The 21,366-nt window shown below is 72.5% G+C and carries 20 protein-coding genes; 10 read left to right on the top strand and 10 right to left on the bottom strand.

The annotated features are described in order from the left end of the window. Positions 1 to 81: 81 nt before the first annotated feature. The gene (locus ACFVWY_RS04415) at positions 82 to 879 is read right to left on the bottom strand and encodes an SDR family NAD(P)-dependent oxidoreductase (RefSeq protein WP_389867219.1); all 798 of its coding nucleotides are present in this window, start codon (positions 877 to 879) and stop codon (positions 82 to 84) included. 113 nt (positions 880 to 992) lie between these two features. Between ACFVWY_RS04415 and ACFVWY_RS04410 the strand changes: the two genes are divergently transcribed. After that, positions 993 to 1,559: a MarR family winged helix-turn-helix transcriptional regulator gene (locus ACFVWY_RS04410; protein ID WP_389867218.1), complete on the top strand. Its 567-nt coding sequence runs from the start codon at positions 993 to 995 to the stop codon at positions 1,557 to 1,559. Between the two features lie 15 nt (positions 1,560 to 1,574). On the opposite strand, the gene ACFVWY_RS04405 is transcribed toward ACFVWY_RS04410, so the two are convergent. The 3 genes from ACFVWY_RS04405 to ACFVWY_RS04395 all read right to left on the bottom strand — a co-directional run bounded on the left by ACFVWY_RS04405 (position 1,575) and on the right by ACFVWY_RS04395 (position 3,226). Further along, positions 1,575 to 2,120: a GNAT family N-acetyltransferase gene (locus ACFVWY_RS04405; RefSeq protein WP_389867216.1), complete on the bottom strand. Its 546-nt coding sequence runs from the start codon at positions 2,118 to 2,120 to the stop codon at positions 1,575 to 1,577. A 59-nt stretch (positions 2,121 to 2,179) separates the two neighbouring features. After that, complete coding sequence (locus tag ACFVWY_RS04400) at positions 2,180 to 2,533, bottom strand: hypothetical protein (RefSeq protein WP_389867215.1); 354 nt, start codon at positions 2,531 to 2,533, stop codon at positions 2,180 to 2,182. A gap of 90 nt (positions 2,534 to 2,623) precedes the next feature. Continuing rightward, on the bottom strand, positions 2,624 to 3,226 hold the full coding sequence (locus ACFVWY_RS04395) for a dihydrofolate reductase family protein (RefSeq protein ID WP_389867213.1): 603 nt from the start codon (positions 3,224 to 3,226) through the stop codon (positions 2,624 to 2,626). A 169-nt stretch (positions 3,227 to 3,395) separates the two neighbouring features. Between ACFVWY_RS04395 and ACFVWY_RS04390 the strand changes: the two genes are divergently transcribed. Together ACFVWY_RS04390 and ACFVWY_RS04385 are read left to right on the top strand one after the other, a co-directional pair. Continuing rightward, entirely contained in the window at positions 3,396 to 3,998 is a 603-nt protein-coding gene (locus ACFVWY_RS04390; protein WP_389867211.1) for a helix-turn-helix domain-containing protein, read from the top strand. Continuing rightward, complete coding sequence (locus ACFVWY_RS04385; protein WP_389867210.1) at positions 3,995 to 5,257, top strand: MFS transporter; 1,263 nt, start codon at positions 3,995 to 3,997, stop codon at positions 5,255 to 5,257. Before ACFVWY_RS04390 ends, ACFVWY_RS04385 begins: the two co-directional genes overlap by 4 nt. A 37-nt stretch (positions 5,258 to 5,294) precedes the next feature. Here ACFVWY_RS04385 and ACFVWY_RS04380 read toward each other — a convergent pair whose 3' ends face one another. Beyond that, a complete protein-coding gene (locus ACFVWY_RS04380; protein WP_389867209.1) occupies positions 5,295 to 6,338 on the bottom strand; it encodes a protein kinase family protein in 1,044 nt (347 codons plus the stop codon). A 644-nt stretch (positions 6,339 to 6,982) separates the two neighbouring features. Here ACFVWY_RS04380 and ACFVWY_RS04375 point away from each other — a divergent pair. Continuing rightward, positions 6,983 to 8,635 carry a TlrC/CarA/OleB/SrmB family ABC-F type ribosomal protection protein gene (locus ACFVWY_RS04375; protein ID WP_389867208.1) on the top strand — a complete coding sequence of 551 codons (1,653 nt, stop codon included), beginning with the start codon at positions 6,983 to 6,985 and terminating at the stop codon, positions 8,633 to 8,635. Positions 8,636 to 8,690: 55 nt separating this feature from the next. Here ACFVWY_RS04375 and ACFVWY_RS04370 read toward each other — a convergent pair whose 3' ends face one another. Next, on the bottom strand, positions 8,691 to 9,620 hold the full coding sequence (locus ACFVWY_RS04370) for an N-acetylmuramoyl-L-alanine amidase (protein ID WP_389867206.1): 930 nt from the start codon (positions 9,618 to 9,620) through the stop codon (positions 8,691 to 8,693). 452 nt (positions 9,621 to 10,072) lie between these two features. Between ACFVWY_RS04370 and ACFVWY_RS04365 the strand changes: the two genes are divergently transcribed. Both ACFVWY_RS04365 and ACFVWY_RS04360 read left to right on the top strand, forming a co-directional pair. Then, the gene (locus ACFVWY_RS04365; protein ID WP_389867205.1) at positions 10,073 to 10,588 is read left to right on the top strand and encodes a hypothetical protein; all 516 of its coding nucleotides are present in this window, start codon (positions 10,073 to 10,075) and stop codon (positions 10,586 to 10,588) included. A 38-nt stretch (positions 10,589 to 10,626) separates the two neighbouring features. Further along, positions 10,627 to 11,517, top strand: a complete 891-nt coding sequence (locus tag ACFVWY_RS04360; RefSeq protein WP_389867203.1) for an alpha/beta fold hydrolase — start codon at positions 10,627 to 10,629, stop codon at positions 11,515 to 11,517. Positions 11,518 to 11,580: 63 nt separating this feature from the next. On the opposite strand, the gene ACFVWY_RS04355 is transcribed toward ACFVWY_RS04360, so the two are convergent. Continuing rightward, the gene (locus tag ACFVWY_RS04355; RefSeq protein WP_389867201.1) at positions 11,581 to 12,864 is read right to left on the bottom strand and encodes a phosphatase PAP2 family protein; all 1,284 of its coding nucleotides are present in this window, start codon (positions 12,862 to 12,864) and stop codon (positions 11,581 to 11,583) included. 267 nt (positions 12,865 to 13,131) lie between these two features. Continuing rightward, positions 13,132 to 14,355: a hypothetical protein gene (locus tag ACFVWY_RS04350; protein WP_389867199.1), complete on the bottom strand. Its 1,224-nt coding sequence runs from the start codon at positions 14,353 to 14,355 to the stop codon at positions 13,132 to 13,134. A gap of 201 nt (positions 14,356 to 14,556) precedes the next feature. On the opposite strand from ACFVWY_RS04350, the gene ACFVWY_RS04345 reads away from it, so the two are divergent. Together ACFVWY_RS04345 and ACFVWY_RS04340 are read left to right on the top strand one after the other, a co-directional pair. Next, positions 14,557 to 15,528: a hypothetical protein gene (locus ACFVWY_RS04345; protein WP_389867198.1), complete on the top strand. Its 972-nt coding sequence runs from the start codon at positions 14,557 to 14,559 to the stop codon at positions 15,526 to 15,528. Positions 15,529 to 15,608: 80 nt separating this feature from the next. Then, complete coding sequence (locus ACFVWY_RS04340; protein WP_389867196.1) at positions 15,609 to 17,114, top strand: carotenoid oxygenase family protein; 1,506 nt, start codon at positions 15,609 to 15,611, stop codon at positions 17,112 to 17,114. 22 nt (positions 17,115 to 17,136) lie between these two features. Here the strand turns inward: ACFVWY_RS04340 and ACFVWY_RS04335 are convergent, their stop codons facing one another. Further along, positions 17,137 to 18,123, bottom strand: a complete 987-nt coding sequence (locus ACFVWY_RS04335) for an SDR family oxidoreductase (protein ID WP_389867195.1) — start codon at positions 18,121 to 18,123, stop codon at positions 17,137 to 17,139. 133 nt (positions 18,124 to 18,256) lie between these two features. Between ACFVWY_RS04335 and ACFVWY_RS04330 the strand changes: the two genes are divergently transcribed. Together ACFVWY_RS04330 and ACFVWY_RS04325 are read left to right on the top strand one after the other, a co-directional pair. Further along, positions 18,257 to 18,784, top strand: a complete 528-nt coding sequence (locus tag ACFVWY_RS04330; protein ID WP_389867193.1) for a DinB family protein — start codon at positions 18,257 to 18,259, stop codon at positions 18,782 to 18,784. Between the two features lie 159 nt (positions 18,785 to 18,943). Continuing rightward, positions 18,944 to 19,780, top strand: a complete 837-nt coding sequence (locus ACFVWY_RS04325) for an EamA family transporter (RefSeq protein ID WP_389867191.1) — start codon at positions 18,944 to 18,946, stop codon at positions 19,778 to 19,780. Positions 19,781 to 19,848: 68 nt separating this feature from the next. On the opposite strand, the gene ACFVWY_RS04320 is transcribed toward ACFVWY_RS04325, so the two are convergent. Continuing rightward, the gene (locus ACFVWY_RS04320; protein ID WP_389867189.1) at positions 19,849 to 21,168 is read right to left on the bottom strand and encodes a BNR-4 repeat-containing protein; all 1,320 of its coding nucleotides are present in this window, start codon (positions 21,166 to 21,168) and stop codon (positions 19,849 to 19,851) included. Positions 21,169 to 21,366: the final 198 nt, after the last annotated feature.

Here is a 21,366-nt window from a genome sequence, read left to right as displayed (position 1 = left end):
GCGTGGTGTGCAAAATTCTGGGCGGCGCGGGGAACCCCGCGCCGCCCGTTCGCCACGCCTGTCCGGCCGTCCTTGTCCGCCTTACGCGGGGAGCATGGCCCGCCGTCCGGGGGCGGCGGAGGACTGTGCGGTCATGCCGCCGTCGACGACCAGGAGCTGGCCGGTGAGGTAGCGGGACTCGTCGGAGGCGAGGAAGACCATCGTGTGTCCGATGTCCTCGGGGGAGCCCAGGTACGGCAGCGCGTTGCCCTTCTTGAGTGCCGAGATGACGTCCTCGGGGAGATTGTCCTCCAGGGCGGGGGTCATGACCGCGCCGGGGGCCACCGCGTTGCAGCGGATGCCCTGCGGCCCGTACTGGACGGCGATCGACTTGGTCATGCTGACCACCGCGGCCTTCACGGCGCCGTACGAGGTCTGCAGGACGTCGCCGACGAGTGCGGCCACGGACGCCGTGTTGATGATCGACCCGCCACCGGCGCGGATCATGTGGGGGACCGCGTGCCGGGAGCCCAGAAGGGTGCTGCGCATGTTGAGGGTGACGGCCCGGTCGAACTCGTCCATGTCCATGCGGAGCAGGTCCAGGTCCTTGCGCGGGTTCGTGCCGCCGACGTGGTTGCACAGCACGTGCAGCCCGCCGAACTCGGCGATGGCCGCGGCGACCATGGCGGCGACCGAATCCTCGTCGGTGACGTCCACGGTGACCGGCAGGGCCCGGCCGCCCGCGGCCTCGATGAGCCGGGCGGTCTCCTCGGCGCTCTGTGCGTGGTGGTCGGCGACCACGACCCGGGCGCCCTCCCGGCTCATCAGCCCGGCGGCGGCCCGGCCGATGCCGCTGCCCGCGCCGGTGATGACCGCGACCTTTTCCTTGAGGCGTTCCATAGTCCTGCCCTTTCGTCACGTTCGGTAGTTGTGCCGATGCGCGCGGCGGTGGGTGGCGCGGCATCGGTCTTGTGCACAGTACATATTATGTGCACTGTGCACAAAAATGCCGGATGCTGATCACGGAGGCGGTGCGGGGGTGCGCGATGATGGTGGAGAAACGATGGTGGGAGAGGGTCGAGCAGATGAGCGAGCAAGAGTCCCGGCTGAGCGATCTGGAGCGGGAGCTGACTCTCCTGTCCCGGCACTTCATCGCCGCTCGGGGCCCCCGCATGGGCCAGAGCCTGGAGCGCTCGGCCTACGTCCTGCTCACCCGGCTGGAAGTCGGTGAACCCCTCACGCTCAAGGAGCTCGCGCTCACCTTCCAGGTCGATGTATCCACCATCAACCGCCAGGTCAGCGCCATGCTCCGGAACGGTCTGGTGGAACGGATCCCGGATCCCGACGGCGGGGTGGCCCGCAAGTTCCGTCCCACCACGCTCGGTCTGGAGCGGCTGGAGGCGGACCGCGCCGTCAGCCGCGCGGGGACGGCGCGCCTCATCGAGGTGTCGGGGTGGGCGCAGGAGCGGACCGAGGAGTTCGTCACCCTGCTGATCGAGTTCAACCAGAGCATCGAACGGCTCGAAGGTCTCACCTGGTCCCGCACGAGCCGCCCGGACGGGCTGTCGCCCCAGGACTGACCGGGCCGGGCGGGGTCAGGTCCCGCGCCGCGCCCGCGGAGCCCCCTGCGGGGCCAGGGCCTTCTCGAGGAGGGTGAACGACTTGGGCGCACCGCCCGGTTGCGGCTTGCCCGCCTTGTGGCCGACGGCCCGGTACCCCTCGGCCTGGTAATAGGCGTTCAGGCGCGTGTTCTGGGCCAGGCAGTCGAGGCGGACCAGACCGCGGCCGGCCCCGGCCACCCGGCACTCGGCGGCCCGTAGCAGCCATCGGCCCGTCCCCGGAGGGGCGCTGTCGCGGTCCACCATCAGCCGGTGCACGTATCCGGCCACGGGTGGCTGTGGCCCCCAGGCGTCCTCGTCCGCCCACCACAGCTCCCAGGCCCCGAGCGGCCGGCCCCGGTCCTCGGCGATCCAGACCTCGCCGCTCGCCATGATCCGGCGGAAGTGGTCCTCGCCGAGTTCACCGGGCTGCCACTGGCCGGTGATGCCCCGGGCGAGCATCCAGCGGGCGGCGCCGTCGCGGAGCCGGACGAGAGCGGCGAGGTCGGGGGTGCCAGCGAGGCGGAGAAGCGGTTCGTTCACGCCGCGATCCTCACACGGGCACGCGAGTGCGCAGATGGCTGGCACTGTGGACGGTCCGTTCAGCGGAAGGTGTGGACCAGCTGAATCCCGCCGACGATATGGGCGTTGAAGTCGTCGAGCTCGTCCGCCGGAACCCACAGCTCCAGGATCGTCCGCCCCCCGGCCTGCCGGACCGGATAGCGCCGCAGGAAGTCGGAATCGGCCTCGAAGCGCGTGACGAACCCGGCCCCGCTGTGCTTCACGTTCCAGTCCCGCGCGATCCTGATCGCGTAGTCCTCGTTGAGGACCGGGTAGAAGAGGGGCTGCTCGGGCAGACGGGGCGGCCACGCACGCCAGTGGGACGCCCGGACCAGCTCCAGCTCCTCGGGGCCGGTCGGGCGCCACAGGGTCGTCGTCGCGCGGCGGCTGCTCATGGGGATGGCCCTTCCGTATGCCGGGGTCGCCGGGGCAGACCCGGCCGGGTGCCGGACGATACCCGCACGGCACACCGGACGGCACGGCGTTTACACGGCGGTGGCCGCGCGGGCGTAGGTGAGGAAGGCGGCCCCGGACTTCAGCACGGTGTGATCGGTGAGCTTCCAGGAGCGGGGATCGAAGGAGGCCCTGTCGGAGAAGAGCGGGATTCCCGCACCGATCGTCATCGGGCTCAGCTTGACTATCAGGCTGTCGATCTCCGCATAGAGCGAACCGGCCAGCTGGGCACCGCCCAGCAGCCAGATGTCCTTGCCGTCCTGCTGCTTCAACTCCCGTACGGTGGCGAGCGGATCGTCCGCGATCACCTCCACCGCCGGGTCCGGGCTCGTGCCCAGTGTCCGGGAGAACACCAGATGGCGTAGGTGCGGGTAGGCGTCGCTCAGACCGGCCCGGAGGCCGATCTCGTAGGAACGCCGGCCTTCGAGGACGGTGTCGAAGTGCGTGCCGCCGTCGGTGATGGACAGCGCGGCGCGGGCCGGGGCGGGCAGCGTCTCCGGGTACACCTCGATGAGGCGCTGGAGGTAGTCCTCGGGGATCGGCCAGAAGCCGTCCGGGCCAGTGGGGTCGGCGCCGTCCGGTCCCGCGATGAAGCCGTCGAGGGTGGATGCGATGTAGTACACGAGCTTGCGCACGGAGGGCCTTCCGTCAACCGGTTCACTGAAACCTCATGATCACCGCGCGCAGGTCCCGGGAGCAAGACGCCGGGTCCGGTGACCACCGCAACACCCGGAGACAGCAAGGGGTTTCGTCTTCTTCACAACAACTCTTTCGAAACGAGTGTTGCAGGTCTATGTTCTGCACATGACCGCTTCCCCCGTCCCGCCGGAACGCGACATCGAACTCGGCACCGCGGCGCTGCGCGTGCTCGCCCACCCCCTGCGGCTGCGTGTGCTCGCCCTGCTGCGGGAGCGCGGTCCCGCCACCGCCACCCGGATCGCCGAAGCACTGGGCATCAACCCCGGCGCCGCCAGCTATCACCTGCGCCGCCTCGCGGCGGGCGGACTCATCGTGGAGGAACCGGACCGGGGCACCGGAAGGGAACGCTGGTGGAAGGCCGCCCACCGCCAGTCGGTCCACGACCCCGCGACCGCGACCGCGAAGCAGCGCGAGACCGGGCGCGCGTACACGCGGACCGTGGCCATGGCCGCCGCCGACCGGCTTCGCAGGGCCGCGCAGGAGGTGGCGCTGCTTCCCGAGGAATGGCTTGAGGCCACCGCCTGCACCGACTTCCTGCTGCATCTGAACCCCGGTGACACGGCTCGGATGCGGGACGAGATCTCCGCGGTGGTCGCCCGCTACCGCGACGACGCGGGCGAAGCCGCCGAGGGGACCTCACCGGTGATTCTCCAGGTGCAGGCGTTCTTGCTCCCCGGCACGGTCCTGCCCCCGGAAGCAGGGACATGAGCACGCGCGGCGCGGCGGTGGAGTCCGAGCGGCCCGCCTACCGGGACGCCAACGTCCTGCGCTGGCTCGCCGCGTACACGGCCTCGGTCACGGGTGATGTCGTGTACTTCCTCGCCCTGTCCTGGGCGGCCACCCGTGTCGCCGGGCCCTCGCAGGTGGGGCTGGTGGTCGCGGCGGGGGCACTGCCGCGCGCGGTGCTCATGCTCGGCGGGGGCGTGGTGGCCGACCGGTTCGGGCCCCGCCAGGTCGCCGTCCTCAGTGACGCGGTGCGCTGCGCGGTGATCCTCGCGGTGGCCGGGGCGGTCGTGGCGTCCGCCCCGGGAGCGTGGCTGCTGATCGCCCTCGCACTGGTCTTCGGCGTGGTCGACGCGGTGTTCATGCCGGCGGTGGGAGCTCTTCCGCCCTGGATCACGGCACCCGCGCAACTCGCCCGGGTCCAGGGCATGCGCGGTCTGTCGGTCCGGCTCGGCAACGCCGCAGGGCCGCCTGCCGCGGGAGCGGTGCTGGTGTTCGGCGGTGCGGCGGGTGCGTTCGCGGTCGCCGGGGCGCTGTTCGCGGTCTCGCTCGTCCTGCTGCTCACGGTGCGGACCCGCGAACCGGCCGCACCGGTCTCCCGGCACACCTCCGCCTGGCGCGAGCTGGGCGACGGACTGCGCTACGTACGCCGCCACCGGGTACTCGCGCCACTGGTCGCGGTGGTCGGCCTGAGCGAGATGTGCTTCAGCGGCCCGGTCGCCACCGGGCTGGTGCTCCTGGCGGACGAACGCGGCTGGGGCGCGCCCGGCATGGGATGGATCGCGAGCGCGTTCAGCGTCGGAGCCGCGGCCGCCGCACTGCTGTTCACCGTGGCGCCCGGGATTCCGCGCGCCGGACTGGCCATGCCGGGCGCCCTGCTCGTCACCGCGGCGGGAGCGGTCGCCCTGGGGCGTGCCCCCTCCCTGCCCGCCGCCGCGACGTTCGGCGCCCTGATCGGCCTGACCAGCGGATTCGCCACCGCGGTGACCAGTGCGCTGGTTCAGACGGAGGCCGACCCCCGCTACCTCGGCCGGGTCACCTCGGTCACCACCCTGTGCACGCTCGGGTTCGCCCCCGCGCTCTTCCCGGCGGTTGGTGTCACGGTCCAACTGTGGGGAGCCGAGGCGTTCTTCGCCGGATGCGGCGCGGTCTGCCTGCTCGCCGCGGTGGTCGGCCTGTCCGCTCCCGTACTCCGCCGCGCCGAACTCCGGCCGCCAAGGAGCGCCGCGCCGACCGGGCGGTGAGCACCAGGCCGGACGGCGTGCTCAGCCCCCGGTCCGCTCACGGCCCGGGGGCCGGGTACGGCGTCCGCTTGCTCTCGTGGATCAGCCGGCGCTGGAACCCGTCCACGACGACGGCCCTGCAGGCGTGCCGGTCGATGACCGCGGCGATCTCCGGCGCGATGGACTCGGGCCGGTCGCCCGCGATCCAGCGGCGCAGGAACGCCTCGTGCCCCAGGCCGCCGCGCAGAGCGGCGGGAAGATGATGGCGGAGCAGATGGTTCGCCAGGTAGTCACCGTCGTACGAGCGGTGCGAGGCCAGGAACACGGACTCGGCGCGGGAGAGTGCGAACTCCGTGCTCAGCGCGAGGCCGAAATCCGCGAAGCGGACCGAACGGCCGTCGGTCAGGATGTTGTCGAAATGCGCGTCGAAGTGGATGAGCCCACGGGAACGCATGAAGGCGGCCGTGCGCATGACGGCCTCCTCCGCCCAGCCGTATCGCGGACCGTAGCCGCCGTGCGACGGGTCCTTCTGGCGGTCGGCGAGCCAGGCGGCGAGCGTCTGCGGCAGGTGCTCCAGGAAGACGACGACGGAGGCGCGGGAGCGGCCGATGGCCTCCAGCCGCTCACGCACGGCCGGGGAGCCCTCCCAGTGCGCCACTGCCCCGTCGACGCCGCCGAACTCATCGGCGAACCCGTGCGGCGGCGAGTCCGGGAGCACCCGCCAGTGGTACATGAGCGGGAAGTCCTCGCAGGCGCCGCCGAGCACCCACCCGGTGGTCATCGCGTGCACGGCCAGTTCGCGCCAGGCACCGAACCCGGACGAGCCCACCCCGTACTGGTAGAACACCGGCAGCCCGAAGACGTTCGCTGTCGACCGCGCGTGCTCCGGTGCCAACTCGACGTCCGTCAGCGGGATTCGCTTGAGGAAGACCGGAGCGCCGTCGACCTCGAACTCAGCGGCCCTGCCCCCGACTCCCGACCCCCGAGGCGTGGCCGAGGCCACCGCCTCGCCGAGCTGACGGTCACTCAGCAGCGACAGCCGGGCGGACACCGCGCCGAACACGGCCGCACGCGCGCTCCGCGACGCTCCCGAACGCTCCATGAACTGCCCCTCATCACCCGTGCGGAACACCGGACCTGACGTACCGGCGGTCACGCGAGCCTGATCGATCCTACGCACCGGCACGGAGCCCGGGGCAACGGCGGCTGGGGCGTGGGCCGGGCGGCGGTGGCGCTGCGGCAGAGGGGAAGAGGCCCTGAGGAGGCCAGGCCCGCACCCGCGCACGCCCGGTCCGAACACCGGGACCACCGGACCGAGACGGCCGGGGCGTGGGCGGGGACAGGTCCTGCGGTGGCCCCGCCGTCACGCTCCCGCGCCACGAGCGTGCGGCTGCCCGCCGCCCCGACGACACGGGCGGCCGGGCCGTCGCCGCTGCGACGAGGGCGAACGGCCGCCGGGACACGGCCGAACCGTGCTCGCAGCACGCGGGGACCGGTAGCCACCGCCCCGCGGAACAAATGCCTTGTGGCCCCTCGGGCCGTCGGTCTACGGTGCTGCGCATGGGTTCCCTGTGACAGTCCCCGTGCGGCCGCGTCGAGTCCGACTCCGCTGCCGCGCGTTCTCATCCGCGCTTCTTCCGTGATCCCCGTGGCCTGCCCGGCAGGCCACGCGGGGCTCTTCCGTCGTGCGCGGACGCGTCAATCCGACCACGCCGATCGGCCCGGCCGAGAACAGGGGGCTGCCTCATGCCCGTCGCACAACTCTCACTCCAGAACGTCACCCGCCGCTACGGCGACCGCATCGTGCTGAACGGTGTGTCCTTTGCCGTCAGACCCGGCGAGAAGGTCGGCGTCATCGGAGACAACGGCGCGGGAAAGTCCACCCTGCTCCGGCTGATCGCAGGGTGCGACCGACCCGACAACGGTGAGCTGACCGTGACCGCGCCAGGCGGCTCGGCCTATCTCGCCCAGTCGCCGGACCTGCCGCCCGAGGCCCGCGTGCAGGACGTGGTGGACGAGGCCCTGGCCGGTCTGCGCGCGCTGGAGGCACGGATCGGGCAGGCCGAGACCGGCCTGGAGGGCCTGTCCGGAGCGCGGCTTGCCTCCGCGCTGGACGGGTACGCCCGCCTGCTCGCCCGCTATGAGGCGCGCGGCGGCTACGGCGCCGAGGCCCGGGTGGACATCGCGCTGTACGAGCTCGGTCTGCCGGGGCTGGCCCGGGGCAGAGCTCTGGGCACCCTCTCCGGCGGCGAGCGGTCCCGGCTGGCGCTGGCCGCGGCACTGGCGTCCCGGCCGGAGCTGCTGCTGCTGGACGAACCGACCAACGACCTGGACGACCGGGCGCTGGGCCGCCTGGAGGACCGCCTGCGGGCACACCGCGGCACCGTGCTCGCGGTCACCCACGACCGGGTTTTCCTGGAACGGGTCGCCACCACGATCCTCGAAGTCGACGAAGGGAGGGTGACGCGCTACGGAGACGGCTACGACGGCTTCCGGGCCGCCAAGGCCGCCGACCGGCGCCGCCGCCTTCGGGCGTACGGCGACTGGCGTGCGGAGCTGGCCCGCAACCGGAAGCTGGCGGCCTCGAACGTGCTACGGCTGGAGTCGGTTCCGCGCAAGCTGCCCCTCGCGGTGTTCGGCCACGGGGGGTTCCGCAGCCGTGGCCGCGGCCACGGGGCCACGGTCCGCATCCGCAACGCGAAGGAGCGCGTCGAGCGGCTGACCGAGCGCCCCGCCGCTCCGCCGCCCGAACCGCTGGTGTTCACCGGCCGGATGGCCCTCGCCGACGGCCGGACGGAGCACCCCGTGGCGCAACTCGACGGCATCCGGGTGGGGGACCGGCTGTGTCTCGCGTCCCTGCGGATCGGCGGCGCGGAGCGGCTGTTGGTCACCGGGCCCAACGGGGCGGGCAAGACCACGCTGATGCACGTCCTCGCGGGCGAGCTGACACCCGACGAGGGGACGGTGCGCACGCGCGGCAGAGTCGGCCATCTGAGACAGGGCGAACCGCGGTGGCAGCCCGGCCTGACGGTGCCGCAGGCGTTCGCCTGGGGGCGCGGGGGCGACGCGGACGAGCACACCGATCAGCTGGTGGCGCTCGGCCTGTTCACCCCGGCCGATCTGCGGCTGAGGGTGGGGGAGCTGTCGTACGGGCAGCGCCGTCGTCTCGAACTGGCCCGGCTGGTCGGGGAACCCGCCGATCTGCTCCTGCTGGACGAGCCGACCAACCATCTCTCCCCGGCTCTGGTCGAGGAAATGGAAGGTGCCCTGGCGGAGTTCCCGGGTGCCGTCGTCATCGTCACCCACGACCGTCGCATGCGCTCCCGGTTCACCGGCAGGCGCATCGCGCTGGACGCCGGTCGCGTCACCGGGCTCCAGGAGGACGGCGTGACGGGCTGAGGACCGGACCGGTCCCCGCACGCCTTACCCGGGCGTGCGGGAACCGGCCGCAGCCTCAGGCGGCTTCGGTGACGGCCTGGTCGATCGCGGCCTGGACCGCGGCGACCACGGTCTTCGAATCGGAGCCGGTGCCGAGCTGACCGGCGAGAGCGGTGATCGCGGCCGTCTGGGCGGCCAGCCGCTTGTCCATCGAACGGATGCGGGCCTGCATGTCCTTCAGGATCGACTGCGGCTGCCACGTCGGATTCGTCGCGTGGTCCGCCGCGTCGTCCGGGCCGCCGATCGCGTCGGTCTTCCACACGGCGTCGAAGATGTCGCGCTTGGTGATTCCGGCCATGGGGTCCTCCTCGGGATCGGAGCCGTTCCAGCTCGCGGGGTGCTTGAGCCGCTCCGCCACGTCGGCACGGAGCTTGGCCATGGTGAAACCACGGGGATCGATCTTGTCGTTCGACCACTCCAGGTGGCCGATCGCGGATTTGGCCGACCACTTGTGCGCCCGGCACAGGGCGGACTGGACACGGACGATCGCGTCGTACTGGGCCTTGGGCCAGGGGTCCTTGCCGTCGCCGAGGTTCTCGCACTCCCAGCCGTAGAACCGGGCGTTGCCGTCGACCCCGTTCGCATTGCCCTTCGTGGGCGGAGTCGGACGGGTGCCGTACGACTCCGCTATCACCTGATTCAGGACTTTCGGGTCACCGCCCCCGGCGTGATTGGCGCGGCCCCAGCCGACCATGTGCACCCGGCCGTCCTTCGCGATCATCCCGTGGCACAGCGGACCGGGCAGGTCCGGGTAACCGTCGCGGACGAGGCGGACCGTGTTCGCGGTGCCCTTGGTCACCGTGTGGTGCACGATCGATCCGTTGACCGGCCCCCACGGGCCCTTCGAGTTCCGGTTGTGCGTACGCCAGTTCCCGACCTCGACCACGCGCACGCCCTCGGCGCGCAGCGCCTTCAGGACGGCAGCGGCGGACAGAGGAGTTGCCATTCGACTTCCTTTCAGCCCGAGGTGTACGAGCGGTGCCGTCGAGGGAGTCGACCGCCGCCACCCGGAGGAACGCACCATGCCGATCGCCACCGCTCGCGCGGAGATGAACCGGGCCGTGGTGACATGTGGTTCATACGAGTTCCATACCCCCGCGTTCACCGCAGGACTCGGCCTGGAGGCCCGCAGTGTGGACAACCACCGGCCACCCGCCCACCGGGCGCGGCCGGTTCACCGGTCCCGGGCGTGGAAGCACCGACCAGAACCGGCGGAACGAACCCTACTCAGCCCCCTGCCCGAGCGAGAGGAAACGGCTTCCGTTCCACCGGTACGAGTGGCCCGTGGCGTCCCGGGCGCCGGAAAACCGGAGGAAGCCGGCCCGGAGCCCGGCCTATCGTGGACCGCTGCCGTCCGCATCCGGGCGGCCCGAGGGGAGGGACGGCGGAGTGCCGGACGTGTACAAGATCATGCTGGACGCCGAACTGGCCAAGGCGTTCGACGTGTGGTCCGGATACCTGGCCGCCGGTACGGGCGAGGACCCCGATGTCCGTGAACGGCTGCGCTCCGTACTGGAGTCGGCCCGTGAGGCGGCCGCGCAGGGCGATCGCGCGTGCGCCCGTGCCAGGGTGGCGGAGCTGTACGAGGAGGCCGAGGAGGCTGGTCTCCGCTGGGCTCCCGCCGTGCCGAGCCCCCGCGAGGCCGATGACCAGGCACGCGACTACGTCAAGGACCGGCTGCGCGGGACCATGTCCGTACACCGGCGCGAGCGGCTCGACAGCATCGCGCTCTTCCTGCGGGTCTCCGCCCGCCGCCTCCGAGCCCTGCCCGGCCTCGACCCCGCCACCCGCGAGGACATCGTCTACATCACCGCCCGCGCCGCCATGGCCCTCGACCTCGGCCACCCGGTGGCGGCGCAGCGTGAGCTCGAACGCCTCCGGTCCCTGGAACGACGCTGCGGCGTGTGGGACTGAGCGTGACGCGGACGCGGGAAAGCTGGGAGACTCTTCCCATGCCGATTGTCAAAGTATCGCCCGAAGTATCCCTCGCCTATGAGGCGTTCGGTGATCCGTCCGATCCGCCGGTCCTGCTCGTGATGGGCCTTGGCGCGCAGATGATCGCCTGGCACGAGGACTTCTGTCGCGAGCTCGCCGGACGCGGGCGCCATGTGATCCGCTACGACAACCGCGACTGCGGTCTCTCCACCAGGTTCGATGACCGCCCCGTCGATATGGCGCGGTTCATCGAGACCGTCGGTTCGGGGGACATTCCGGCCGCTCTCGCGATGGCGCCCTACTCCACCCAGGACATGGCCGACGACGGCCTCGGCCTGCTCACCGCGCTCGGCATCGAACGGGCCCATGTGGTCGGAACGTCGATGGGCGGAATGCTCGCCCAGCTGATGGCCATCGGAGCGCCGGAGCGGGTCCTGACCCTGACGTCGATGATGTCCACGACCAGTGAGCCCGAGTACGGCCGTTCCAGCCCCGAGGCCCAGACGGCGCTCCTCGCCCCGAAGCCCGCGGACCGCGAGGGATACATCGCGGCGGCCGAGCAGGGCCTGCTGTGGTCCTCCAAGCGCTACGGAGACGCGGCACTCCTGCGCGAACTGGCCGCCAGGAGCTACGACCGTGCCTACTACCCGGCCGGAACGGGGCGGCAGCTCGCGGCCATGACGCTCAGCGGCCCGCGCACCGAGGCGCTGCGCGCACTCCGGGTGCCGACCCTGGTGATCCACGGCCTGGACGACGTCCTGGTCGACCCCAGCGGCGGGAGGCGCACGGCCGAACTCGTGCCGGGAGCCGAGCTCCTGCTCCTCGCGGACATGGGGCACGACCGGCCGCGCCCGCTCTGGCCCCGGATCATCGACGCCCTGGAGGCGCACACCCGCCCGCGGGGCTGAACGCGGGCGGCGTCCCTCCCGCTCCGCACGGAGCAGGAGGGACGCCGTCGTCAGGAAGGCCTCTCAGACGAGTTCGGGCTGCGGCTCTGCCTGCCGCACCGGTGCCTCCTTCGGATCCCACCGCCTGGTGGTCCGCACGTAGCAGTAGATGACCGAGACCATCGAGAGGATCATGAGCGGCCCGAACACCCAGGGGGTGTCGGCCATCACCGTCGGCAGATAGCGGTAGGCCACCAGGAGGGCGGCGAAGACGGCCGTGCCGTAGCCGACCAGCAGCGTCCCCGACCGGTCCCAGCCGCGTTCGAGCGAGCGGAGCCCCGCCTCGATGGTGAGCGTGAACACGACTCCGGCGATGATGTCGGCGCCGTAGTGGTACCCGAAGCCCAGCGTGGCGCCCAGTGTGGCGATCAGCCAGAACGTGCCCGCGTACCGCAGGAAACGAGGACCCCGGCGGGAGTGGACGAAAATGGCGGTGGCCCACGCGGTGTGCAGGCTGGGCATGCAGTTGCGCGGAGTGATCCCGTCGAACGGCATGTGCTGCGGGGGGTCGAGCGGCGGCGGCGTGTTCGGCCACAGATCGGCCAGCGCCCAGTGCCCGCCGTCCGCGCCGTAGGCGAAGATCGGCCCGACCACCGGGAAGATCATGTAGATGCCCGGCCCGAGCAGTCCTATGACCAGGAAGGTGCGGACCAGGTGGTGGCCCGGGAAGCGGCGCTCGACCGCCACGTGCCGCAGCTGGTACGCGGCGACGGCGACCGCCGCCACCGGGAGCTGGGTGTACACGGCGTCGAGGAAGTGGGCGCCGACCGGCCCGGTGGCCGTGACGAGCCTGCCCACCAGCCAGGACGGATCGCCCAGCGCGTGATCCGCGGTCGCCACGTACTGGTCGAGCACCTCATAGCGGGTCTTCGACGTGATGAGCAGCCAGGTGTCGCCGGTCTTGCGTCCCGCCACCAGCAGCAGCCCCAGCCCGACGCCCTTCAGCAGCAGCATCCGCTCCCGGCCCGTGCGCCGGGTGAGGGCGATGACCGCACAGCCGATGATCACCCACAACGCGCCGTTGCCGAAGGGGTGGCCCCCGTTCAGGCCGATACCGGCCACCCACCGCACGAGGAGGAAGACGATGTCGATGCCGATCGCGGCACAGAGGGCGATGAGCCGCTGCCGCCACGTGAGCACCAGCATCGTCAACGCCATGCTGGCGTACAGCAGGAATCCCGACTTGGGGGCGACCACCACCTCCTGCGCCTGCGTGACGATCGGCCCCGGCAGACCGTAGTGCCGCGCGGCCACCTCCAGCGCGACGAGGAAGCCGGCGGTCACCACCGCCGCCGCGGTCCACAGCATCGCCCGTGGCCGACGCCATGCGGTGAGCAGAGCTCTGAAGTTACTACGCGAAAAAACCCGCGATGCTATAGATATCAAGTGTTTGGCCGATTTGTTAGGTTCTGACTGGACGGTGCACTTTTCAATCCGATTGGCATGGCTTTCCAGGGGAGGGCAGGCGTCGGGGGGTGCTCTCCATGAGCCCGAACATGCTATCGGAGCGTGCGAATGAGCCCGCTGGCCAGGCGGTACGAGGGGGGCGGCCCGGCGGACCGGGTGCGCTGTCCGTCAGATGACGGAGCGTCCGGCCTCCACGGGGTCCAGCTGCTCCAGCCGGTGTTGCAGCGCCTCGACCGCTCCCGGGCGCTGTCCGGGCACGTGCCGACGCAGGGCCGCCAGGGCCGGGCCGAGCTCCAGGGACCGCCGCGGATCGCCGACCTCCTGCCACTGGTGGTGGGCCCGGTCCACGGCGCCCACCACGGCGGGATCGTCCGGCGGCTCCCGGCGGGCGAGGCGGGCGTCGGCGGCGGCCATCCACAGCTCGCAGCTGCGCGCCGGATCACCGGCCAGGCGGGCGAGGTCGGCCCGCACCTCCAGCCAGTGGGTGGCTTCGGCGGAGGCGGCCCCGTGTGTGCGCAGTGCCCAGCCCTCCCACATGGCGGCGAGGGACGCGGCCTCGCTGTGCCGGCCGGCGTGGGCGGCGGCGAGGATCGCGGGAAGCGGATCGTTCTCGGCGGCCGGGAGGCCGGCCGGGGGCTGCTCGGTCGCGGCCGGCCCGGTCGGTGTCATGGGGGAGGGGGGGAAGGCCGGGGCCGGTGCGGTGTCCGGGGCCAGGAAGAGGGCGCTGTCGGCGCCTAGCCGGGCGGCGGTCTGTTCGTGGAGCTGGGCGAGCGGCGGATGGGCGCCACTGCGCCAGGTGGCGGCGAGTGCCTTCAGATAGGCCGGCTCCGCCAGGCGGCGACGGGCCGGTGGCGGAACGATCCGCCCGTACACGTCGATTCCGTGGCCGAGGGGGAGCCCCTCGGCGCGGAGCTTGGGCCAGGTGTCCGCGGCGGCGACCAGGTCGACAACGGCGGTGGTGGTTCCCGGGCGGCGTGCCGCGAGCTCTCCGGCCAGCCAGTGCCAGGGCAGTGAGGTGTAGCGCAGGGTGGCGGGCGTGGTCCGGGCGAGGGCGAGATGGACCAGCCGCTGCCGGTGGTCGAGGTGGAGCTGGCCCGCGAGGTAGAGGGTGAGCGGACCGGGCTCGGTGGCCGCGGCGCGGATGCGGGTGAGCACCGTCTGAGGGTCGGCCGGATCGGCGAGCTCGACGACGGTGGCCGCGGTGGAACGCGTCAGGATGCCGGGTGCGACCGCCGCCAGCGAGGGCAGGGCGCCGGTCGCGTCGGCAAGGCGGCTCTTGCCGGCCGGGGCTGCCGCGATCAGCAGCGCGGTCCCGGATGTCATGTCCTCCCCGTCGATCACCACGAGAGCACCGTAGCCGTTGCCCGGCGCCAGCAGGTAACGGGCGCCCAACTCCACTCCGATGACTGGGTAGTACGTTTGTGCGACTACCTCGCGCGATGAGGTGGGGCTCCGCAGGCCGCCCGGCGGCCGGGAGGCGTCAATGTTGCGTACAACGTACCGCGTGGCCCTGGGAGTTGGTTCCACCGAGCGGTGTCCTACGGTGTGAGGCGGGACGCCGCCCGCCCTCCGACCGGCAAGGAGCACCAGGTCATGCAGGTAGAGATCGCGCGGGATCTGCGTGAGTCGGTCGCCCGGCTCGGGGCGGGAGCCCCCTACGCCCTGAAGGTCCTGGCCGGTCGGCTGGCCGACGATCCGGGCCTGGGGCGGCCCTCGGGGCTGCCGGGCGTCCTCAGCGTGACCGTCGACGGCGAACCGTTCGAGGACTGCCCCGACCTGGACGTCGGCTACCTCCGCGAACCCGGCCGGATCGAGATCCGGTTCGTGACCGTGGCCCGCCCTCCGGAGCCCGTCGCGCCCCGCGCACCCGCCGCGAACGCCGGGGAGCGGCCCGGCGACCCGGTCTGCGACGCCCTCACCGTACGGGAGGTCGCCGAGGCCTGGCGGCGCGTCACCGCACGGCTGCGGCGCCACGCCCCCGAATCGCTCGCCGCGTTCCGCCCCGGCGCACGCCCCGCGGACATCGCCGCGCTGGAGGAGTGCCTCGGCACCCCGGTGCCCGTCGGGCTGAGCGCACTGTGGCTGCTGACCGCGGGCGACGACGGGGTCGACGGCCGTGGATGCCTCCCGGGGAACGCCGCGCTGATGACGCTGGAAGCCGTGGCCGACGTCCACCGGCGGATGACGCGAATCCAGGCCCGCGAAGACGCCCGCGGCCCCGGCGGCGGCGACCGGACGGCGGTGTGGCGGCCCGGCCGGATCCCGATGGTCGCGCGGGGCCCGGCGGACACCACCTCGGGCCTGTACCTGGACACCACGACCGGCTTCCTCGGCCGCTGGTCCCGCTATGCCGAAGCCCCGGACGAGGAGGCCGACACCCTGGTCACCTACCTGGAGGAGGTCGCCGACACGCTCGAATCCCCGGCCCTGGCCACGCGCGACACACCCGGACTGATCGGCGGCGCGCTGGTGTGGCGCAGCGCGCTCGCCCCGGCGGAGGAGACCCGGTGGCACCCCCTGGGGGTGGCGTCAGCACCACCCCCGTACGGGCTCCAGACCTCCTGACCCGCCGTCGGCCGCGCAGCAGACTCTGCCCAGGCCCCGGCGAGGAACCGCCGGGCGCGGACCACGGACGGAGAGCAGGGATGAGCGGTCACACCCGCCGAAGGATCATCAAGGGCGCGGCACTCGCGGCGGCAGGAAGCGTCGTCGGGGGCTACGGACCCGGCCACTACGGCGCGGCCGCACAGGCCGCGGACCGGGACACCTCGGGCCGGGGCGGCGGTGCGTCGCCGTTCCTGGAGGGGGCCTTCGCCCCGGTGACCGAGGAACTCACCGCGTTCGGCCTCCCGGTGTCCGGCCGGGTGCCGCGCGACCTGGACGGCCGCTACCTGCGCACCGGCCCCAACGCGCTGGGCCTGGAGGACCCGAGGGCCCATCACTGGATGCTCGGCGACGGCATGGTGCACGGCGTCCGGCTGCGTGACGGACGCGCCGAGTGGTACCGCAACCGGTGGGTGCGCTCCTCGCGGGTGGCCGCTGAACTGGGCGAGACGTACCCCGGCACCGTGCCGCCGGACGACTTCGCGTGCAACACCCATGTCATCCCGTACAAGGGACGCGTCCTGGCGCTCCAGGAGAGCGGGCCGCTGCCGTACGAACTGGACGGCGAGCTGAACACCGTACGGCCCCACGACTTCCGCGCCACGCTGGAGGGCGCGTTCACCGGGCACACCAAGTACGACGCGGTGGCCGACGAACTGCACGCGGTGGCGTACTACCCGGCCTGGGACCACGTACGGCACATCGTGGTCGACCACACCGGGCGGGTGGCCCGGACCAGCAGGATCCCGGTGGCGGACGCGCCGATGATGCACGACTTCGCCCTCACCGCGACGTACGTGGTGATCGTCGACCTGCCGGTCACCTTCGACACGGCCGCCGCCGGTGCGGGCGCACCCGTCCCGTACACGTGGAACGAGAAGCACCCGATGCGGGTCGGGGTGATGCCGCGGACGGGCGGCGCCGTCCGCTGGTTCGAGACCGCTCCGGTGTTCTTCTCCCACACGGTCAACGCCTACGACCAGGGTGACACCATCGTCATGGAACTCACCACCATGCCCGCGCCGTTCCGCGTCGCGGGCACCGAGGGCGGGCCCTCCAGCACCGGCACCCCGGTCCTCGACCGATGGACCGTCGATCTGCGTGCCGGGCGTGTCCGCAGTACCCGGATCGACGACCTGCCGCAGGAATTCCCCCGCGTCAACGAGTCGCTGGTGTCGCGACGGCACCGCTACGCGTACACGGCGTGCGCGGCGGAGATGTGGCGCGCCTACGGGACGGTCGACGGGGTGCCGCCGGACGAGACGTTCACCAACTGCCTGGTGAAGCACGACATGCTGCGCGGCAGCCGCCAGGTGCACCGCTTCCCCGGGGGCGCTGCGGCCTCGGAGCCGGTCTTCGTGCCGCGCCGCGGGGCCCGGCACGAGGACGACGGCTACCTCCTGTCGTACGTGCACGATCCGGACCGGGGCGCGAGCGACCTGGTGGTCCTCTCCGCGGAGGACTTCACCGCTCGTCCGCTGGCCCGCGTCCACCTGCCGGGACGTGTTCCGCTCGGCTTCCACGGGAGCTGGGTGCCGGACGCGTGAGCACGCCGGCTCCCGTGCCGCGTCAGCGGTAGTCCCGCGCAGAGCCCTCCTTCCCGCCGTACACGGTGTCCTCGATGTACGCCCAGGCGTCGGGGCAGCTGCCGTCGGCGTCCCGCACGCCGTAGACCTTGCCGAGTTCACCGCTGGACGTGGACTTCCCGTTCCAGCGGTCGGCCCGGTCCGGGTCGGCGGCGAGCGCAGCGACTCCCCGGGCGAGGAAGAGCGGCGACTCGGCGATCGCGAAGGTCGGCTCCTGGGCGATGGCGTCGCGCCAGTTCTCCTCCGTCACCCCGAAATGCGTGAGCATCTGCTCCGAGCGCAGGAAGCCCGGGGTGACGGCGACGGCGGTGCCCCCGTACGGCGCCAGCTCCTCGCCCAGGCCGTGGGCGATCCGGAGGGGGGCGGTCTTCGCGAGGTCGTAGTAGAGGTTCTCGCGGTAGCGGCGGTTGGAGACCGCCGTGCCGTCGGTGACCTCCACGTGCAGGGGCGCCTCGGAGCGGATCAGGAGGGGGAGGGCGAGCGCCGCGGTGATCACATGGGAGCGCACCCCCAGCTCCAGGATGCGCAGACCGTCGGCCAGCGGTGTCTCCCAGCTCTTCTTGCCGAAGACGGAGCTGATGAGCAGGTGGTCGCCGCCCCAGAGGTCATTGACCAGGATGTCGAGCCGGCTCTGCTCGTGGTCGATCCGCCCGACCAGGGCACGCACCTGGTCCTCGTCCAGGTGGTCGGTGGGGACGGCGATGCCGGTGCCGCCCGCGGCGGTGACCAGTTCGGCGGTCTCCTCGATGGTCTCCGTGGTCCGGCCGACCTCGCTGGCCCGCTCGCGGGTGGTCCGGCCGGTCACGTAGACGGTGGCGCCGGAGCGGCCCAGCTCGACGGCGAGGGCCCGTCCGGCGCCGCGGGTGGCTCCGGCGACAAGCGCGATCCGGCCGCTGAGCGGGGATTCCTGGGCGGCGTGCGGGGCGTTCTCGACGCCCTGGGCGTTCTGGGAGTGCGTTTCCTTGGTCATGGCACCACCGTGCACGGAAATGCAGACAGAACCTGTCTCCTTTCCCGGCGGGTTGTCTCCGGGGCCGCCACCAGGGCCACGTACGGGCCCACTCACGGGTTTCCCGACGGCGGCGGCTTGGAAGGGAGTGGCCATGACGACGATCCCGGACGGACGCCCCGTCCCGCCCCCGCACGCCGACGAGCGCGCCATGCTCGACGCGTGGCTCGACTTCCACCGCGCGACGCTCGCCCTCAAGTGCGCGGGCCTGGACGACGAACAGGCACGGCAGGCCACCGCGTCTCCGTCGCGAATGACGCTGCTCGGCCTCGTTCAGCACATGGCCGAGGTGGAGCGCAAATGGTTCCAGTGCGTACTCGCGGGGCAGGACCTCCCGCGGGTCTTCGAGGAATCCGGCCCCGACGGCTTCGCCCTCGCACCGGACCGGAGGCTCGACGAGGTGCTGGCGGCCTGGCAGGCGGAGATCGCCCGGGGCCGGGCACTGAGCGCCGGGGCCTCGCTGGACGATGCGGGGTTCCTGTCCGGGCAGGACGCGGTGTACCTCGGCGACCAGGGCGTATCCCTGCGCTGGATCATGGTCCACATGATCGAGGAGTACGCGCGCCACAACGGCCATGCCGACCTCATCCGCGAGCGGATCGACGGAGCCACCGGAGCCTGACCGGTCCCGCTTCTCACTCTCTGGGACACCCGGCCCAACTCCCTTGCGGTAAAGGGAGTTGAGCCCGGTAGGCTCCCGGGGCGAATGGGAGGGGTGGGGCATGGCGAGCCACAGGGAACGGCGCGGGAGCGGTGCGGGCCTGAGGAGGCGGAGCAGACCGTGACCGCCCTGCTGCTGGCCCTGGGCAGCTCCCTGATCTACGGCTGCGCCGACTTCCTGGGCGGACTCGGCGCCCGCAAGGCCCATGTGCTGCGCACCGTCATGATCGCGGCCCCTGCCTCCCTGGCGGTGGAGCTGTCCCTGTGGCCGGTGCTCGGTGCCTCGTTCAGCGCCGGGGCGCTCGGCTGGGGCGTCGCGTCGGGGTTCGCCTCGGCCGGTGCGTTCGCACTGCTCTACCACACCCTGGCCATCGGCCCGATGAGCGTGCTCTCGCCGGTCACGGCGCTGGTCTCCGCCATGCTCCCGGTCGGTGTGGGCCTGGTGCAGGGCGAGCACCTGGGGACGGCGGGACTGGTGGGTCTGCCGCTGGCGCTGACGGCGGTGGTGATGGTCAGCGCCGGGCACGGTGCGCGGGCGGCGCGGCCCTCGCGTACGGCGCTGCTGCTGGCCCTCGGGGCCGGTTCCGCCATCGCCGTCCAGCTCATCTGTCTGAACCAGGCGCCCGCAGACAGCGGGGTGGCCCCGCTGATCGTGGGGCGGTCGGTCTCCGCGGCGATCACCCTGAGCGTGGCCGCGGTGATCCGTTCCGGCCTGGGCACCGAGCGGCCCGCGTACGCGGTGTCGGCCGCCGCGGGCGCCCTGGACTCGGTGGCCAACCTGCTGTTCCTGATGGCCGCCCGTGGCGGGGATCTCGCCGTCGTCGCCGTCATCACCGCGCTGTACCCGGCGGGCACGGTGCTGCTCGCCCGCAGCGTGCTCGCCGAGCGGATCCACCGCGGCCAGTTGGTGGGGCTCGGGGCGGCGGCCGTCGCCGTCAGCCTGCTGGCCCTGGCCTGAGGGCCGGGCCTGAGGGCCGGGCCGCCACCGGCCGCCGCGCGGTGCGCGCGGCGGCCGGCGGGAGTGCCTCAGCGGCGCCCGTAGTAGAGCGAGTTGCCCGCGGTGTCCGGCAGGTACAGCACGTCGGCCCCGTCCGAGTCCTGGCGTACCGCCAGCCGGTCGGCGTTGACGCCCGGCGCGGCGGACTGCGCGACCCAGGCCCCGTCCGCGTTCTGGGTCGCGGCGAAGACCCGGTCGGTCCCGGTGGAGGTCACGTAGTACACCCGCTTGGTGTCCGTGGCGTCCCAGGTGATGCCGACCGCCGCGGCGGTCTGGCCACCCGCGTACACGGTCTTGCTGAGCCAGCCGGTTCCGCTCGGGTAGGCGTAGTACACGCGGAAGTTGGCGCCGCTCTCGGCCGAGCGGTAGCGGTAGGCCACCTTCGGGGTGGAGCCGTCCAGGGTGAGCTTGGCGCTCTGCACCGCCGGGCCCGCGTAGGCGTTGTCGATGCTCCACTCCTCGCCCGCGGTGAGGTCCTGGATCACGTCGGACGTCGCGGGCGTCACCGGAGTGGTGACGGCGGCGCCCGCGCTGTCGGCGAACGCGCCGGTCGACGGGTCGTAGCTCAGGTAGGAGAGCTGGTGGCGGAAGCCGGTCGCCGGAGCCTTCGCCCACTCGTACAGCAGGTGGACGCGCCCGGTGGCGTCCACCATCAAGTCGTCCGGGTACACCGAGCGGTTCAGCGCGTCGGCGAAGGTGGCGACCACGCTCCACTTCGCGGCGGCGTTGTCCCAGCGGTACAGCCTCCCGGGCCGCTTGTCGGCGCCGGAGCCGACCCGGGCGGCCATGTAGAGGTCGCCGTTGGGGGCGGTGGCCACGATCGGGTACGTGATGGCCACGCCCTGGTCGGGCAGTTCGGCCGCGTGGTCCGTGACGTCGGTGCCGGGGGCCTCGGTGCGGAAGTAGCGCCAGGGGTTGGCGTGCATCGAGGCGAACACGTGCAGGCGGCCGCTGCCGTCGCGGGCGACGGACGGCTGGCTGTGCCCGTTGTCATCGGGGAACTCGGCCTGCAGCCCGCTCTTGTCGAGCAGCGGCAGCCGGCTCCAGACCCCGTCGGGGTCGCGCCGCGCGATGGCCGGACGGTGCGTGGCCGCGGTCGCGCCAGGCTCGTTGAACGCGAAGTACGTGTACTGGCCGCGGCCCTTGTACGTGGCGACCGGGCTCCACCAGGCGGCCTGGTTCGAGGTGTCCATCGCGTACGGGATCTTCTCGATCACCGTTGCCTCGGCCGCGGTGGCCGCGACGGCCGTGCGGTCCGTTCCGTCGGCCTGGGCGGCCGGAACAAGCGTGAGCAGGGCGGCCAGGGCCGCCGCCGAGGCCGCGTACACGCGTGCCGTGGGTCGTCGCAAGGTGAGCTCCTTCGCGGGTGCGGGGGTGAGGCGAACAGGGCGGCCTACCTGCAAAGGAGCCCCGTCGCTGCGCCGGGAGCTTACAACCGATCCCAGATTACGAACAGAGGGTGCACAATACGAAACTGAAATACGTCTTGGGGAAGTCGGGTGCGGAACGCAAGGGGCCCGGTGAAGGCGAACCGCCTTCACCGGGCC

Origin of the sequence: Streptomyces sp. NPDC058195 (assembly GCF_042883525.1) — a bacterium.
Classification (GTDB): Bacteria; Actinomycetota; Actinomycetes; order Streptomycetales; family Streptomycetaceae; genus Streptomyces.
This window is presented reverse-complemented; position numbering and strand designations above follow the sequence as displayed.

Excerpts from the sequence above, each read along its gene's own strand:
- ACFVWY_RS04415 (WP_389867219.1), bottom strand. The coding sequence starts at position 879 with ATGGAACGCCTCAAGGAAAAGGTCGCGGTCATCACCGGCGCGGGCAGC.
- ACFVWY_RS04410 (WP_389867218.1), top strand. The coding sequence starts at position 993 with ATGCTGATCACGGAGGCGGTGCGGGGGTGCGCGATGATGGTGGAGAAA.
- ACFVWY_RS04400 (WP_389867215.1), bottom strand. The coding sequence starts at position 2,533 with ATGAGCAGCCGCCGCGCGACGACGACCCTGTGGCGCCCGACCGGCCCC.
- ACFVWY_RS04390 (WP_389867211.1), top strand. The coding sequence starts at position 3,396 with ATGACCGCTTCCCCCGTCCCGCCGGAACGCGACATCGAACTCGGCACC.
- ACFVWY_RS04385 (WP_389867210.1), top strand. The coding sequence starts at position 3,995 with ATGAGCACGCGCGGCGCGGCGGTGGAGTCCGAGCGGCCCGCCTACCGG.
- ACFVWY_RS04380 (WP_389867209.1), bottom strand. The coding sequence starts at position 6,338 with ATGGAGCGTTCGGGAGCGTCGCGGAGCGCGCGTGCGGCCGTGTTCGGC.
- ACFVWY_RS04375 (WP_389867208.1), top strand. The coding sequence starts at position 6,983 with ATGCCCGTCGCACAACTCTCACTCCAGAACGTCACCCGCCGCTACGGC.
- ACFVWY_RS04370 (WP_389867206.1), bottom strand. The coding sequence starts at position 9,620 with ATGGCAACTCCTCTGTCCGCCGCTGCCGTCCTGAAGGCGCTGCGCGCC.
- ACFVWY_RS04360 (WP_389867203.1), top strand. The coding sequence starts at position 10,627 with ATGCCGATTGTCAAAGTATCGCCCGAAGTATCCCTCGCCTATGAGGCG.
- ACFVWY_RS04355 (WP_389867201.1), bottom strand. The coding sequence starts at position 12,864 with ATGCTGTGGACCGCGGCGGCGGTGGTGACCGCCGGCTTCCTCGTCGCG.
- ACFVWY_RS04345 (WP_389867198.1), top strand. The coding sequence starts at position 14,557 with ATGCAGGTAGAGATCGCGCGGGATCTGCGTGAGTCGGTCGCCCGGCTC.
- ACFVWY_RS04340 (WP_389867196.1), top strand. The coding sequence starts at position 15,609 with ATGAGCGGTCACACCCGCCGAAGGATCATCAAGGGCGCGGCACTCGCG.
- ACFVWY_RS04335 (WP_389867195.1), bottom strand. The coding sequence starts at position 18,123 with ATGACCAAGGAAACGCACTCCCAGAACGCCCAGGGCGTCGAGAACGCC.
- ACFVWY_RS04330 (WP_389867193.1), top strand. The coding sequence starts at position 18,257 with ATGACGACGATCCCGGACGGACGCCCCGTCCCGCCCCCGCACGCCGAC.